Origin of the sequence: Massilia varians (assembly GCF_027923905.1) — a bacterium.
GTDB lineage: Bacteria > Pseudomonadota > Gammaproteobacteria > Burkholderiales > Burkholderiaceae_D > Telluria > Telluria varians_B.
The window spans coordinates 1,912,032-1,927,063 of record NZ_AP026966.1; the positions used below are offsets into that span (position 1 = coordinate 1,912,032).

A 15,032-nucleotide genomic window follows, 5' to 3' on the forward strand; every position below is an offset into this window, starting at 1 on the left:
CACGCCGCCGTTCCTGACCGTCCAGACCTGAAACTCAGCCGGGCCCGCTTTCATGCAGTTCGCCGTTCGCACCCTTGCGCCCGACATGTCGATCTCGAACCTGGTCGTCGATGCCGCCGACGCGCTCGACGCGCGCCGTCAGGTCGAGGCGCGCGGGCTGTTCGTCAGCGCCGTCGAACCGGCGCGCAGCTCGCCCTTCGCCGGCCTGCGCTTCGGGCGCCAGGGCGGCGGCAAGCTGTCGCTGGTCCTGTTCAGCCAGGAACTCCTGGCCCTGCTCAACGCGGGCCTGGGCATCGTCGAGGGCCTGGAAGCGCTGCTCGAGAAGGAAGCCAGCCCGGGCGCGCGCGGCGTGCTCGAACGCCTGCTCGCCGGCCTGCGCGAGGGCAAGCGCTTTTCCAGCGTGCTGGCCGCCCAACCCGCTTTGTTCCCGCCGCTCTACGTCGGCATCGTGCGCGCCGCCGAAGGCACCAGCGACCTGCCGCGGGCCCTGGCGCGCTACATCGACTACCAGCAGCGCATCGACCTGGTGCGCGCCAAGATCGTCAGCGCTTCCATCTATCCGGTGATCCTGCTGTTGGTGGGCGGCGGCGTGAGCGCCTTCCTGATCGGCTACGTGGTGCCCAAGTTCGCCGAGGTCTACCAGGGGGCAGGGCGCACGCTGCCCTGGATGTCGCAGCTGCTGCTCGACTGGGGCCAGTTCGCCTCCAGGCACGGCAGCGCGATCCTGGTCGCGGCGCTGCTGGCCATCGTGGCAGCCTTCGCCGGCGTGCGTCACATGGTGCGCAGCGGCGGTATCAACCGCCTCCTGGTGCGCCTGCCCGGCATCGGCGAGCGCGCCCGCATCTATGAGTTGTCGCGCCTCTACCTGACCCTCGGCATGCTGACCGAAGGCGGCATCACCATCGTCGGCGCCATCGAGACCGTGCATCCGATGGTGTCCGGCAGCGTGCGCAAGGGTCTGCTGCATGCGCGCGCCGCCATCGAATCCGGCCAGCCGCTGTCCAATGCGTTCGAAGCCAACGGCCTGACGACGCCGATCTCGCTGCGCATGCTGCGCGTGGGCGAGCGCACCGGCGACATGGGACCCATGCTGACCCAGTCGGCCGCCTTCTACGACGGCGAGATCACACGCTGGATCGACCGCTTCACCCGTACTTTCGAGCCGCTCCTGATGGCGGCCATCGGGCTGGTGGTGGGCGCCATCGTGGTGCTGCTCTACATGCCGATTTTCGATCTTGCCGGAGACATGTCTTGAACGCGCCGCAGGATAAATTGCTCGATCCCGCGCTGCTGGCGCGCGCCCGTGCGCAGGCGGCCGTGTCGCGGCGCGGCCTGGTGGCCGAACTCGAGGGACTGACCGGGCTCGAGCCGCGCGGCATCATCCGCGAGCTGGCGGCACCGTTCGCGCTGCCGGTGATGGAAACCGCCGCCATGCTGGCCCAGTCTCCGGCCTTCGACCTGCTGCCGCTGGCCGCGGCCATGGCGCGCCACTGCGTGCTGCTGCGCGACGCGGCCGGGCGCCTGACGGGCGTGCTGTCCGATCCCTTCGACCTCGACCTGCAGACCTGGCTCGGGGCCCAGGCGCGCGCCACCGCCAGCCGTCCGCTCGACCTGTGCCTGGCGCTGCAGTCCGATATCCAGGCCTATCTGTCCAAGCAGGAGGAATCGGCGCGCGCGGTGGACAGCCTGGTGGGCGGCGATGCCGAGGCCCGGCGCGACGGCAAGACGGCCCAGGTGCTGTCCTTCGCCTCGGTGTCGGAAAGCGGCAGCCCGGCCGTCAAGCTGGTCAATTCGACGCTCTACGACGCGCTCAAGGCCGGCGCCTCCGACATCCACCTGGAGAGCACGGCCGGCGGCCTTGCCGTGAAATACCGCGTCGACGGGGTGCTCGACCACGCGGCCACGGTGGGCGGCATCGAGCTGGCCGAGCACATCATCTCGCGCCTGAAGGTGCTGGCCGAGCTCGACATCGCCGAACGCCGCATCCCGCAGGACGGCAGCTTCCGGGTCGAGTCCGGCGGACGCGACATCGACCTGCGCGTCTCGATCATGCCCAGCATCCATGGCGAGGACGCGGTGATCCGTATCCTCGACAAGCGCGCCATGATCGAGTCCTATGGCGCGCTCACGCTCGAAGCCCTGGGCTTCGACGCGCCTTCGCTGGCCTCGCTGCGCGCGCTGGCGCAAGAAGCCTACGGCATGCTCCTGGTGACCGGTCCGACCGGCTCGGGGAAGACCACCACCCTGTACGCGGCGCTCACCGAGATCCACAACGGGCGCGAGAAGATCATCACCATCGAGGACCCGGTCGAGTACCAGCTGCCGGGCATCCTGCAGATCCCGGTCAACGAGAAGAAAGGCCTGACTTTCGCGAAGGGCCTGCGTTCGATCCTGCGCCACGACCCCGACAAGATCATGGTCGGCGAGATCCGCGACCGCGAGACCGCCGAGATCGCGGTGCAGTCGGCGCTGACCGGCCACCTGGTGCTGACGACCGTCCACGCCAACAACGTGTTCGACGTGTTCGGCCGTTTCACCCACATGGGCATCGATCCTTACGCCTTCGTGTCGGCCCTGAACGGCATCTGGGCCCAGCGCCTGATCCGCATGAACTGCCCGCACTGCGCGGCGCGCTACCAGCCCGACGCGGCGGAACTGGCCTCGGTACACCTGGCGCGCGAGGATGTCGAGGGCTACGTCTTCATGCGCGGCAAGGGCTGCGGCGACTGCCGCGGCACCGGCTACCGCGGACGCCGTTCGATCGCCGAGATATTGACCCTGAACGACGAGATCCGCGAGCTGATCGTCGACAAGCAGCCGATCCGCCGCATCAAGGCCGCGGCCCACGCCAACGGCACCCGCAGCCTGCGCCTGGCCGCGCTCGACCTGGTCAGGCGCGGCGCCACCACCATCGACGAGATCAAGCGGGTGACCTTGCATGCATAGGAAGTTCGGACAGTCCCTGCGCCTGGGGGTGGCCGCCGACGGCCTGGCGCTGCTGCGCGTGAGCGGCTGGCCGCGCGCGGGCGCCGAGGTGTTGCGCTTGCTGCCGCTCGAAGCCGGCGCCCCGGATGCGCTGGGCAAGGGCCTGCGCGCGCTGCTGGGCGAATGCGATCCGCGCCGCTGGCCGGTGAGCGTGGTGCTGGCCGACGAGCTGGTGCGCATGTGGCAGGTGCCGCCGCCGCCGGGAGCGACGCGCATGGGCGACCTGCGGGCCGCCGCGGCGCTGCGCCACCAGCACCTGTTCGGCGCGCCCCCGCTCGAGTGGCGCATCAGCGCCGACTGGGATGCGGCGCGTCCCTTCCTGGCGGCCGCCGCGCCGGAAGCGCTGCTGGGGCTGCTGGAGTCCCTGGGGCGCGAGCACCGCTTCCACCTGGTCGAGGTGGCGCCGCAGTTCGTGGCCGCGATGAACGCCTGGCGCCGCGAGCGCCGTCCGGGCGCCTGGTTCGGCCTGGTGCATGGCGGCGTGCTGTCGATCGCCGCCTACGAGGGCAGTTCCCTGGCCGCGGTGCGCACCGCCTTGATCCCGCAAGGGGCCGACCGCGACTGGCTGGAAGCCCACGTCGCGCGTGAGGCATTGCGGCTCGGGGTGGGGCGGCCGGAGCGCATCCAGCTGTGCGGCGCGGCACCTGGAGGCTGGGCCAGCGCGGCCGGCCGGCTGAAATTCGCCTGCACCCTGCTGGAAGACGACAGCGCCGACTGGCCACTGCACGTGCGCCTGGCGCGCACCGGGATCGCATCATGAAGCGCACCGACATCGATTTTGCGCCGCGCACGCTGCGGCGCGCCCTGTTCCGGGTGCCGCCGCGCTTCGCCGCCCTGCTGGTGCCCACCGCCTGCCTGTGCTTCGGGCTGGTATCGCAGGTCGTCAACTACCAGGAAGAGCGCGCGCAGCTGGAGGCGCTGCAGGCCGCCATCGCCGCACGCCCGAGCGCCGTGCGTCCGTTGCCGGTGGCGGCGGCGCCGAAGTTCACCGTGTCCGAGGCCCAGGCCCAGGCCGTCAACGACGCCGTCATGCAGCTCAACCTGCCGTGGCGCGACCTGGTCGAAGCGGTGCGGGCCGCCACGCCGGGCAACGTTGCCCTGCTGGCGCTGGAGCCGGACGCCAAGCGCCGCACCCTGCGCATCACGGCCGAGGCGAAGAACAGCGACGACATGCTGGCCTACGTGGCGAAGATGGAAGAGCAGGGCTGGTTCGCCTCGAGCGCCCTGGTGCGCCACGAGATCGCCGAGCAGGAGCCGAACCGGCCGCTGCGCTTCCAGATCAGTGCCCAATGGGGTACGGGCGGGGGCAGCCAATGAAGGACCTGAACCTGTCCGCGCTGTGGCTGCGCATCGTGCTGGCGCTGCGTCGCACGAATCCGGTCGTGGCCGGCGCAATCGCGCTGGCATTGGGCGTCACGGTGGCGATCTTCTTGATGCTGCGGGCGCTGGCCGGCCTCGACGAACAGTACGAAACGGCGCGCCGTCAGGCCGCCATGCCGCCGCCGGCGCCCAGGGCGCTTGCGGCGCCCGCGCCGAGCGCCGACCAGAACCTGGCGCATTTCTATGCATCGCTGGGCGAGCGCGGCAAGGTCGAACGCCAGCTCAAGACCCTGTTCGCGCTGGCCGAGAAGAACGGCCTGACCCTGCGCCAGGGCGAGTACCGCGGCAGCCAGGACCGGGCAGGGCGCTTCTTCACCTACCAGATCACGCTGCCGGTGACGGGCCGCTACGGCGCGATCTGGCAGTTCGCCTTCGACGCGCTGCGCGCGCTGCCGCATGCCTCGCTCGACGACGTGGCGTTCCGGCGCGACGCGATCGGCAACGAGGCCGTGGAGGCGCGCCTGCGCCTGACGCTCTACCAGTCCGCGACGCCGGGAGCGCCGCGATGAAGCCGCGCCATATCGCGATGGGCGTGGCCCTGGTGGCCGCCGCCGTCCTGGCGGTCTTCGGCGACAACAGTCCCGAGGACGTGGTGGCCGAACCGGTCGAGCGCGCGCGGGCGCCGGCGTCCGGCGCTGGCGCACCAGACCCGCAAACCAGGCCGGACAAGGCGTCGGAGAACACCGTGGCGATCCTGCGCCTGGTCCCGCGCGAGGTGCTGATCGGCGACGGCGACGACCGCTTCGACGGGGACGGGAATGGTGTGTTCGCGCGCCAGGACTGGACCCCGCCGCCCCCGCCGCCGGCCCCCGCGCCGCCGCCGCCGCCGCCGACTGCGCCGCCCTTGCCCTTCACCTTCATCGGCAAGTCGCTGCAGGACGGCGTCTGGGAGATCTACCTGGCCCGCGGCGACCGTACCCATCTCGTGCGCGAGAACACCGTCATCGACGGCATGTACCGCGTCGACGCGATCAGGCCGCCGGTGCTGACCCTGACTTACCTGCCGCTGAACCAGGTTCAGCAGCTCAATATTGGAGTGTTCGACTGATGCTTCGCTTAGTTTCGCCCACGAAGGCACATGTGCTGGGCATGGCCCTGGCGGCGGTGTTGATCGGCGGCTGCGCCGGCCAGCGCGCCTACCAGGAAGGCAATGCACTGGTGGCGCAGGACCAGGTGGCGGCCGGGCTGGCGAAATACCAGGAGGCGGTGGCCGCCGACCCGGGCAACCCCCAGTACCGGACCGCCTGGCTGCGCGCGCGCGACACGGCGGCCAACCGCCTGGTCCAGCAGGCGGAAAGCGCGCTCGCCAACAACCAGGTCGAGCAGGCGCTGGAGGATTACCGCCGCGTGCTGGCCTTCGATCCGGCCAACGAGCGCGCCAGAGCCGGCCTGCGCCAGGTCGAGGCCGACCGCCGCCACGGCATCCTGCTGCAGGAGGCGCGCAGCGCGTTCGACAAGGGCGAGTTCGACACCGCGCGCCAGAAGCTGTCGGCGATCCTGACCGAGCGCCCGGCGCACGAGCCGGCGCGCCTCCTGATGCTGGAGGTGGACGAGAAGGCGGCGGCAAGCCCTGCCGGGGAAGCGGCGCTGGCCGCGTCCTTCCGCAAGCCGATCAGCCTGGAATTCCGCGATGCCCCGCTGAAGCAGATTTTCGAAGTCATCTCGCGCCACGCCGGCCTGAACTTCGTGTTCGACAAGGACGTCAAGGCCGACCAGCGCAGCTCGATCTTCCTGAAGAACAGCACGGTCGAGGCGGCGGTCTACTACCTCCTGATGACCAACCAGCTCGAGCGCCAGGTCATGGACAGCAACACCATCCTGATCTACCCGAACGTGGCGGCCAAGCTGAAGGAATACCAGGAGATGACGGTCAAGACCTTCTTCCTGGCCAATGCCGACGCCAAGAACATCGCCAACACCTTCAAGACCATCCTCAAGTCGCGCGACGTGGTGGTGGACGAGAAGCTCAACCTGGTGATCCTGCGCGACAGCCCGGAAGCGGTGCGCGTGGCGACCCAGCTGGTGGCGCTGCAGGACGTACCCGAGCCGGAAGTGATGCTGGAAGTGGAGGTGCTGGAGATCAAGCGCAGCCGCCTGGTCGACCTCGGCATCGCATGGCCGAAGTCGGTGTCCTTCACGCCGCTGGCGAACCTCGATGGCGAGCCGGTCTCGATCGACCAGCTGCGCGGCCTGAACCGCGGCAACATCGGCGTCGTCAGCGACCTCACCGCCACCGTCAATGCCAACAAGACCGACGGCGACTCGAATATCCTGGCCAATCCGCGCATCCGCGTGCGCAACAAGGAAAAGGCCAAGGTCGTCATCGGCGACAAGATCCCCAACATCTCGACCACGATCTCGTCGGGCGTGGGCGGTTTCGCCTCCGAGTCGGTCAACTACATCGACGTCGGCCTGACCCTGAACGTCGAACCCACCATCTACCTGAACAACGAGGTCGGCATCCGCATCTCGCTCGAGGTCAGCACCCTGGGCGACTCGGTGCGGACCAACTCCGGCACCGTGGCCTACCGCATCGGCACCCGCTCGGCGACCACCTTCCTGCAGCTCAAGGATGGCGAGAACCAGGTGCTGGCCGGCCTGATCAGCAATGAGGACCGCTCCAGCGGCAGCAAGCTGCCGGGCATCGGCGACCTGCCGATCGTCGGCCGCCTGTTCGGCAGCACGCGCGACACCAGCGACCGCACCGAGATCGTGCTGTCGATTACCCCGCGCCTGGTGCGCACGGTGCAGCGCCCGGCCGCCGCGGTCTCCGAGTTCGGCGCCGGCACCGAGGCCAGCTTCCGGCGCCGTCCGGACAGCACGGCGCGCGCCTTGGCGCCCGCTGCGGCTGTCCGTGCCGCCGCGACGGTGCAGGGCACTGCCCCGGCAGCACCTGCGCCGGCCGCCGGGTCGCCGGCCGCCGGAGCGCCGGATCGCCCGATCTCGGTGCCGCCCTCGCAGCTGCCCGTCACGCCGCAGAGCGGCTCGCCGCAATCCGGTCCGCCGCCGTCGGCGACCGCGCCCGCGCCCAACCTGCAGGTGGTCCCGGTGGCGCCGCCGCCGCCCGCGAACCCGGCCACGCAGAACTGATGTCCATGCGCGGCTTCACCCTCATCGAGCTCCTGGTGACGCTGGCGATCCTGGCCCTGCTGGGAACGCTGGTGGTGCCGGTGGCCCAGGTCACGGCCCAGCGCCGCGACGAGGTGGAGCTGCGCCGCGCCCTGCGCGAGATCCGCGCCGGCATCGACGCCTACAAGAAGGCCAGCGACGAGGGCCGCGTGGCCAAGGCCGCGGGCGCCACCGGCTACCCGCCGCGCCTGGAGATGCTGGTCGAGGGCGTGCGCGACCAGAAGAGTCCGAAACAGGCGCAGATCTACTTCATGCGCCGGCTGCCGCGCGACCCCTTCCACGCCGATCCGGCGGTATCGAATGCCGAGACCTGGGGCAAGCGCAGCTATGCCAGCGAAGCGCACGAGCCGAAGGAGGGCGACGACGTCTACGACGTGTACTCGATGTCCGGGAAAACGGCCCTGAACGGCACTCCCTACAACAAGTGGTGAATCCGATGTCCAAGCTCACGCGCCTGCGCGCCTTCACCCTGATCGAACTGCTGGTGGTGCTCGGCATCGTGGCCCTGCTGTTGACGCTGGCGGTGCCGCGCTTCTTCCCGAGCATCGACGCCACCCGCGACAGCATCCTCGAAGAGAACCTGCGCAATACGCGCGCGGTCATCGACCAGTACCGGGCGGACACCGGGCGCTATCCGGATTCGCTCGAGCAACTGGTCGAGAAGAAGTACTTGCGCGAGCTGCCGATGGACCCGATTACCGAGAGCCGCGAGAGCTGGATCGTGGAGCCGCCGCAGGAGGAAGAGCAGGGCGAAGTCGGCAACATCAGGAGCGGCGCGCCGGGCAAGGGCCGCAAGGGCACGCCCTACGCGGAGTGGTAGCGGTGCGCGCCCGCCGCCAGGCCGGCTTCACCTACCTCGGCCTGATCATCTTCGTCTTCATCCTGGGCATGGTCGGCGCGGCCACGCTGAAGATCGGTTCGCTGCTGCAGCGCGCCCATGCGGAGCAGGAGCTGCTCGAGATCGGCTATCAGTTCAGCACGGCGCTGCGGACCTATGCCGAAGCGACGCCGCGCGGCCAGCCGGCCCAGCCATTGACCTTGCAGGAACTGCTGCGCGACACGCGTTTTCCGAATCCGCGCCGGCACCTGCGCAAGATCTTCGTCGACCCGGTCAGCGGCAAGGACGAATGGGGACTGGTGCGGGCGGGTGACGGCGGGCGCATCCTGGGCGTGTACAGCCTGTCGCAGGCAAGGCCGCTCAAGGTGGCCAATTTCGACCAACGCTTCCCCGGCTTCGGGAACCGCGAACACATCGCCGACTGGAAGTTCATGGCCGAGCAGCAGGGCGCGGCGGCGCCGCTTCAGCCGCCGGCCATGGCGCCGCAGCCACAGCCGGGCGCCGCACCGCCGGCGCCGCCGGCGCCGCAGACACCGGCAGCGCCGCCCGCCGCCGAGCCGCCACCGCCCGTGCCGGAGCCGGAAGCGGCGCGGGACGAGCCGCCCGCGGAGGAGCCGGCGCCCGACAAGCCGGCCGAGGCGGACGAAGCGACGGAACCGAAGGAACCGAAGGAGCCGCCGGGCCAATCGCAGGACTCGGGCCACTAGGACGCTGTCCCGACAGGGAGCGCCGCGGTTCCCGGCGACGATAGAGCAGGCTCAAATCCAGGCACTGCGACGCGACGACAATGGACAGCGCCTGGACTTCCGAGACTTCCTCACATGCCTGCCTTATCCCATGCCAGCACCGCCGCGCTGCGGGCACCGCCAGCCTGGACACGGATCCTGCCCTGGACGCTGGGCGCGGGCTTCGTCCTCGTCTTGTGCTCGGTGCTGGGCTTGCGCACCCTGGTGCCGCCCGACGAGGGACGCTACGCCGAAATGGCGCGCGAAATGTTCGTGAGCAAAGACTGGATCACGCCGCGCCTGAACGGCATCAAGTATTTCGAGAAGCCGCCGCTGCAGACCTGGATGACGGCGCTGTCCTTCTAGCTGTTCGGCCTGGGCGAATGGCAGGCACGCCTGTGGAGCTGCCTGGCCGGGCTGGCCGGCGTCGGCATGACCGGCTGGACGGCCCGGCGCCTGTACGGGCCCCGCGTCGGCCTGTACGCCGCCGCGGTCCTCGGTTCCAGCCTGTACTGGGTGGCTTGCAGCCAGATCAGTTCTCTGGACATGGGCCTGGCGGGCATGACCACGCTGGCGCTGTGCTGCCTGCTGCTGGCCCAGCGCGACGGGGCGGCGCCGGCCGAGCGGCATCGCTGGATGCTGGCATGCTGGGCGGCCATGGCGCTGGCCGTGCTGTCCAAGGGCCTGGTCGGCATCGTGTTGCCGGCCGGGGCGCTCGCCTGCCATGCGCTCGCCATGCGTGACCCACTGGCGTGGCGCCGCCTGTACCCGGTCAGCGGCGGCCTGCTGTTCCTCGCCATCGCTGCACCCTGGTTCGTGCTGGTCTGGATGCACAATCCGGAGCACCCGCGGTTCTTCTTCATCCACGAACACGTCGAGCGCTTCCTGTTCAAGGAGCATCGCCGCGAAGCCCCATGGTGGTTCTTCCTGGCCTTGCTGGCGATGGGCAGCATTCCCTGGCTCGGCGTGCTGCCGCACAGCCTGGCGGCGGTGCGGCGCGGCGCCGGCCGGTTCCAGCCCCGCGTGCTGGTGCTGGCCTGGGTGCTGTTTACCCTCGTCTTCTTCAGCGCCTCCAGTTCCAAACTGCCGGGCTATATCCTGCCGGTCTTTCCGGCCCTGGCCCTGCTGATCGCGCTGTTTCTCGCCGAGGCCGGGCGCCGCCACCTGGCCGCCGGCGCCGCCGTGCTGTGCCTGCTGGGCCTCCTCTTGCTGGTGTTCGGTCCGATGCACGGGCGCCTGAAGATACGCGCCGGCGAGGCCGCGGCGTACGCGGCCTGCCAGCCGTGGATAGTCGGCGCCGGCCTGGCGGCGCTGGCCGGTGGCGCGCTTGGGCTGTACTGCGCGCTGCGGATGCGCCGCGATGGCGTGGTGCTGGCACTGGCGGTGGCCGGCTTCGTCTCGGTCCAGCTCCTGCTGGCGGGATACGAACCGATCGGACGCCTGCGCGCGGGAACCGCGCTGGTACCGGCCATGCGCGCCGAACTACGGGCCGACAGCATCGTCTATTCGGTGGGGACCTACGAACAATCCCTGAGTTTTTATCTGCAGCGGACCGTCGTATTGGTGAACTACCGGGACGAGTTCGACTTCGGCCTGCGCCAGGAGCCCGGCCTGGCGATCGCCTCCATCGCCGAGTTCGAGCGGCGCTGGCGGCAGAACCGGCCGGCACTCGCGATCGTGTCGCCAAGCGTGCTGCGCGAGCTGCGGCACCGGCAACTGCCCTTGCGCCTGGTCGCATCGGATGCGCGCCGCAGCATCATCACCAATCGCTGAGTGCGAGACAGCGCCGCCATCCACAGCCTGGAAACATGATGAAAAAAATCCTCATCCTTGGCGTCAACGGCTTCATTGGCCATCACCTGTCGCAGCGCATCCTGCGAACGACCGACTGGGAAGTGTATGGCATGGACATGCACAGCGACCGCATCGCCGATTTGCTGGGGCAGCGGCGCATGCACTTCTTCGAAGGCGACATCACCATCAACCTGGAATGGGTCGAGTACCACGTCAAGAAATGCGACGTGATCCTGCCGCTGGTGGCGGTGGCGACACCGGCGGTCTACGTCAGGGACCCGCTGCACGTGTTCGAGCTCGATTTCGAGGCCAACCTGCCGATCGTGCGCTGGGCAGCCAGGTACGGCAAGCACCTGGTGTTTCCCTCGACCTCGGAAGTGTATGGCATGAGCCGCGATGCCGAGTTCGATCCGGAGTGCTCCGAACTCGTCTATGGCCCGATCAACAAACCGCGCTGGATCTACGCCTGCGCCAAACAGCTGATGGATCGCGTGATCTGGGGCTACGGCATGGCCGGCCTGAACTTCACGCTGTTCCGTCCTTTCAACTGGATCGGATCTGGCCTGGATTCGATCCATGCGGCGAAAGAGGGCAGTTCGCGCGTGCTGACCCAGTTCCTCGGCCATATCGTGCGCGGGGAAGCGATCCACCTGGTGGATGGGGGCGAGCAGAAGCGGACCTTCACCTACGTCGACGATGGCATCGACGCCTTGCAGGCCATCATACGCAATACGGACGGCAAGGCCAGCGGTCAGATCTACAACATCGGTAATCCGGCGAACAACTGCTCGATCCGCGAGCTGGCCAATATGATGCTGGCCCTGGCCTCGGAGTATCCCGAGTATGCCGAGATGGCCGGCAAGGTGCGGCTGGTCGAGACCAGTTCCTGCGTCTATTACGGCGCCGGCTACCAGGACGTGCTGCAGCGCGTGCCGAAGATCGACAATACCCAGGCCGACCTGGACTGGTCCCCACGCACGGGCCTGGAAGAAGTGCTGCGCCGCATCTTCGATGCCTATCGCGACCAGGTCACCCAGGCCCGTGCCCTGACTAACGGCCCATGAGCACGGGGCCATGAGCAACGGGCCATGAACCGGGCCGGCTGGCAGCGGGGGCAGGGCCCTCAGCGTGGCGCCCTGTCGATGATCAGCTCGCCCGAGCGCCCGGGCACCGTGCCCCAGCATGGCGCCAGTTCCGGCAGCACGGCTTGCCGGACCGTCTCGTGGTAGGCGGCCATCGACGCCAAGCGGTAGCCCTGGGCCGCCCAGCCGGCCAACAGGTGTTCGAAAGCCGGCGCCAGCCTTTGGCCCTCCAGTTCGGCATGCAGGGTATACACGTGGTCGCGATGCCGGTTCGCCGTCAGCTGCAGCAGGTGAGCGGCAACATTGCTCCCGTCGAGCCGCCGGCCGCCGATCGTGCGCCCGAGCAGTTCGTCCAGTGTCGGCAGGGTCGTGGGCATCTGGATGCAGGATCCGCCCGGCAGGCGGTAGGGGCCGGAGCGCGGGTCGAGCAGGGTGCCGTCGTCGCGCAGCAGGGCGCGGCCATCGGAGGCATAGCGGTAGCCGGCCTTGTCGTGGCGGGCAAAGGCATGCGGGTTCATCTGCCAGCCGGCAGCCCCGCAGGTGGGCGCCGCCGCGCCGAACACCTCGACGTAGCGCCGTTCGGCGGCTTCCATCATGCGGCCGGTCCAGGCAGGGTCGCCCGTGCGTGCGCGATCCTGCCAGGCCACGTGATCCCAGGCGTGGATGCCGCATTCGAAACCGGCATCGCGTGCACAGCGCATGTCGGCGCCGGCCGCCTTGCCGATATCGGGACCGGGCAGCAGCACCCCGTACATCAGGGTCTTGATGCCGTAATGGCTCACGACCGAGCTGCGCGCGACCTTCCCGAGGAAGCCAGGCCGCAGCGCGCGCCGCAGCGCCCGGCCCGTGTGGTCCGGGCCGAGCGAAAACAGGAAGCTGGCGCCGGCGCCGCGCGCGGCGAGCATGCGTACCAGCCTCGGGACGCCTTCGCGGGTGCCGCGCAAGGTGTCGACGTCGACCTTGAGGACGAGCAGCGCCATGTCAGCCCGGCTTGGTGAGCAGGGCGTCCAGTTCGGCCGGTCCGATGCGCCGGCCATCGGCCAGCAGGCTGTGGATGGCCAGTGCATGGCCATCGCCGCAGATGCCGAGGATGGCGCCGTCGACCACCGCCAGCCCGGGCGCGGCGGGGGGGCGCAGTGATCCCTTCGCCAGGCGCGCATGCTCGATCACGCAGCGGCGCCCGCCGACCTCGGTGAAGGCCCCGGGATAGGGAGGCGCGACCGCGCGGTGCAGGTTGTAGACCTGCTGCGCGGGGAGGGACCAGTCGATCCTGCCGTCTTCCGGCCGGCGCCCCCCAAAGTAGCTGCCCCGGATCAGTTCGTTGGGTAGGCGCGGCGCGCGGCCTGCCAGCAGCGCCGGCAAGGCCTTCACCAGGACCATTTCGGCCGCGACGACGACCTTGCCGAACACCTCGAAGGCGGTATCGTCGGGCAGGATCGGCACCGCCTGCTGCGCCACGATCGGGCCGGCGTCCGGCCGGGCCGTCATTTCGTGCAGCGTGGCGCCGGTCTCGCTGGCGCCATGCAGGACTGCCCAGTTGACGGGGGCGCGGCCGCGGTAGTGCGGCAGCAGCGAGCCATGCATGTTGAAGCCCGGCGCCAGCTCCAGCACGGCCTGGGACAGCAGGTGGCGATAGTAGAAGCTGAAGATGAGGTCCGGGCGTGCTTGCTCGATGCGGGCCGGCAGTTCGGGCGCGCCGGCTTCCGGCATGATGCAGGGAATGCCTTCCAGCCGGCACAGCGCCGCCACCGAACCGAACCAGGTGTTTTCACCCGGGTCGTCGCGATGGGTGACGACCAGGGCGATATCGACCCCGCCGGCGAGCAGCACCTTGAGGCAGCGCACCCCGACGTCGTGGTAGGCAAAGGCGACGATGCGCCTGGGTGGAGAGCGCATGGTGTCCCCTTATCGACAGCGTGCGCATGCCTGCGCATTTTTGTCCGTATATTTGTCCGGTCCGGGCGTGTCCTGCAGGATGGCGGCCACCACGTAGCGTGGCCGCGCCCGCACCTGCTGATGGATGCGGCCGACGTACTCGCCGACCAGCCCGATGCCGAACAGGATGATGCCGTTGAAGAAAAAGGCGATCGCGAACAGCGTGAAGACGCCTTCGGCTTCGGCGCCGAAGGCGAGGCGGCGCAGCGCCAGCACCAGCACGAGCAGCCCGGACAGCAAGGACATGGCCATGCCCAGCAGCGAAAAGCACTGCAGCGGCACCAGCGAAAAGCCGGTGATCAGGTCGAAGTTCAGGCGGATCAGGCCGTACAAGCCGTATTTGGAGCGCCCGGCCGTGCGCGCCTCGTGTTCGACCACGATCTCGGCCGGATTGCGGGCGAAACGGTAGGCGAGCGCAGGCACGAAGGTGTTGACCTCGCCGCACAGCTTGACCAGCTCGACCACGTTGCGGCCGTAGGCCCGCAGCATATTGCCCTGGTCGGTGATGCGGATGCTGGTGATCTTCGCCCGCAGCCGGTTCATGAGGCGCGAGCACAGCCGGCGCCAGGCGGAATCCTGGCGCCGGCGGCGGATCGATCCGACGTAATCGTGCCCTGCGCGCATGCAGGCCAGCAGCTTGGGGATTTCTTCGGGGGGATTCTGGAGGTCGGCGTCGAGCGTGACCACGATCTCGCCGCGGGCCTGTTCGAAGCCCGCGAGGATCGCCATGTGCTGGCCGTAGTTGCCGTTGAGCAGGAGCACGCGGGTCTCGCGCGGGCGCCGCCGGTACTGTTCGGTCAGGATTGCCGCCGAAGCGTCGCGGCTGCCGTCTTCGATGAAGACGATCTCGTAGCGCAGGCCAAGCGCGTCCAGGGCGGGATACAGGCGGGCGAACAGCCTGGCCAGGACCGCTTCCTCGTTGTAGACGGGGATGACGACGGAGACGGCGGGCGCGTCGGCCGCCGATGGCTGTTGCGCATGCTGTTGGTAGGGCATTCCGGATTCCGTGCGGGAGTGGCCTCTCGGTGCCGTTGATCTCGAAGAACCAAGCCGGCGCGCCGTGACGGTAAAGTCAGCGGCGCAACGCGGTACCGAACAGCATAAAGCCTTCCCCTCGTGGGATCGCTTGATCTTCGACAGGCGTGCGCAGAAAGCTCCCCAACT

16 protein-coding genes are annotated in these 15,032 nt (G+C 69.3%); 13 read left to right on the forward strand and 3 right to left on the reverse strand.

What is annotated here, in order from left to right:
• Positions 1 to 52 precede the first annotated feature (52 nt).
• The 13 genes from MasN3_RS08735 to MasN3_RS08790 all read left to right on the forward strand — a co-directional run bounded on the left by MasN3_RS08735 (position 53) and on the right by MasN3_RS08790 (position 11,915).
• Positions 53 to 1,255, forward strand: coding sequence for a type II secretion system F family protein (locus tag MasN3_RS08735; protein ID WP_281913585.1), 1,203 nt, complete (start codon positions 53 to 55; stop codon positions 1,253 to 1,255).
• A complete protein-coding gene (locus tag MasN3_RS08740) occupies positions 1,252 to 2,946 on the forward strand; it encodes a GspE/PulE family protein (protein WP_281913586.1) in 1,695 nt (564 codons plus the stop codon). The genes MasN3_RS08735 and MasN3_RS08740 overlap by 4 nt, the downstream gene beginning before the upstream one ends.
• Positions 2,939 to 3,745 (forward strand): hypothetical protein, encoded by an 807-nt coding sequence (locus MasN3_RS08745; RefSeq protein ID WP_281913588.1) that lies wholly within the window; start codon positions 2,939 to 2,941, stop codon positions 3,743 to 3,745. Before MasN3_RS08740 ends, MasN3_RS08745 begins: the two co-directional genes overlap by 8 nt.
• Positions 3,742 to 4,302, forward strand: a complete 561-nt coding sequence (locus tag MasN3_RS08750) for a PilN domain-containing protein (RefSeq protein ID WP_281913589.1) — start codon at positions 3,742 to 3,744, stop codon at positions 4,300 to 4,302. The genes MasN3_RS08745 and MasN3_RS08750 overlap by 4 nt, the downstream gene beginning before the upstream one ends.
• Positions 4,299 to 4,874, forward strand: a complete 576-nt coding sequence (locus MasN3_RS08755; RefSeq protein WP_281913590.1) for a hypothetical protein — start codon at positions 4,299 to 4,301, stop codon at positions 4,872 to 4,874. The genes MasN3_RS08750 and MasN3_RS08755 overlap by 4 nt, the downstream gene beginning before the upstream one ends.
• Positions 4,871 to 5,413 carry a hypothetical protein gene (locus tag MasN3_RS08760; protein WP_281913591.1) on the forward strand — a complete coding sequence of 181 codons (543 nt, stop codon included), beginning with the start codon at positions 4,871 to 4,873 and terminating at the stop codon, positions 5,411 to 5,413. Before MasN3_RS08755 ends, MasN3_RS08760 begins: the two co-directional genes overlap by 4 nt.
• A 41-nt stretch (positions 5,414 to 5,454) precedes the next feature.
• A complete protein-coding gene (locus MasN3_RS08765) occupies positions 5,455 to 7,455 on the forward strand; it encodes a secretin N-terminal domain-containing protein (RefSeq protein ID WP_281914465.1) in 2,001 nt (666 codons plus the stop codon).
• On the forward strand, positions 7,455 to 7,925 hold the full coding sequence (locus MasN3_RS08770) for a type II secretion system protein (protein ID WP_281913592.1): 471 nt from the start codon (positions 7,455 to 7,457) through the stop codon (positions 7,923 to 7,925). The genes MasN3_RS08765 and MasN3_RS08770 overlap by 1 nt, the downstream gene beginning before the upstream one ends.
• 5 nt (positions 7,926 to 7,930) lie before the next feature.
• Positions 7,931 to 8,314: a type II secretion system protein gene (locus MasN3_RS08775; protein WP_281913593.1), complete on the forward strand. Its 384-nt coding sequence runs from the start codon at positions 7,931 to 7,933 to the stop codon at positions 8,312 to 8,314.
• 2 nt (positions 8,315 to 8,316) lie between these two features.
• On the forward strand, positions 8,317 to 9,039 hold the full coding sequence (locus MasN3_RS08780; RefSeq protein WP_281913594.1) for a type II secretion system protein: 723 nt from the start codon (positions 8,317 to 8,319) through the stop codon (positions 9,037 to 9,039).
• Positions 9,040 to 9,153: 114 nt separating this feature from the next.
• Positions 9,154 to 9,423 carry a hypothetical protein gene (locus MasN3_RS25205; protein WP_307730412.1) on the forward strand — a complete coding sequence of 90 codons (270 nt, stop codon included), beginning with the start codon at positions 9,154 to 9,156 and terminating at the stop codon, positions 9,421 to 9,423.
• Positions 9,424 to 9,432: 9 nt separating this feature from the next.
• Complete coding sequence (locus MasN3_RS08785; RefSeq protein WP_307730420.1) at positions 9,433 to 10,830, forward strand: glycosyltransferase family 39 protein; 1,398 nt, start codon at positions 9,433 to 9,435, stop codon at positions 10,828 to 10,830.
• Positions 10,831 to 10,868: 38 nt separating this feature from the next.
• Positions 10,869 to 11,915: a bifunctional UDP-4-keto-pentose/UDP-xylose synthase gene (locus tag MasN3_RS08790; RefSeq protein ID WP_281913595.1), complete on the forward strand. Its 1,047-nt coding sequence runs from the start codon at positions 10,869 to 10,871 to the stop codon at positions 11,913 to 11,915.
• Between the two features lie 59 nt (positions 11,916 to 11,974).
• Here the strand turns inward: MasN3_RS08790 and MasN3_RS08795 are convergent, their stop codons facing one another.
• From MasN3_RS08795 to MasN3_RS08805, 3 genes are read right to left on the reverse strand one after another with little or no spacing between them, the layout of a single operon-like run.
• Positions 11,975 to 12,913, reverse strand: coding sequence for a xylanase (locus tag MasN3_RS08795; protein WP_281913596.1), 939 nt, complete (start codon positions 12,911 to 12,913; stop codon positions 11,975 to 11,977).
• A 1-nt stretch (position 12,914) separates the two neighbouring features.
• Positions 12,915 to 13,829: a formyltransferase gene (locus tag MasN3_RS08800; RefSeq protein ID WP_281913598.1), complete on the reverse strand. Its 915-nt coding sequence runs from the start codon at positions 13,827 to 13,829 to the stop codon at positions 12,915 to 12,917.
• Between the two features lie 9 nt (positions 13,830 to 13,838).
• Positions 13,839 to 14,864: a glycosyltransferase gene (locus MasN3_RS08805; protein WP_281913600.1), complete on the reverse strand. Its 1,026-nt coding sequence runs from the start codon at positions 14,862 to 14,864 to the stop codon at positions 13,839 to 13,841.
• Positions 14,865 to 15,032: the final 168 nt, after the last annotated feature.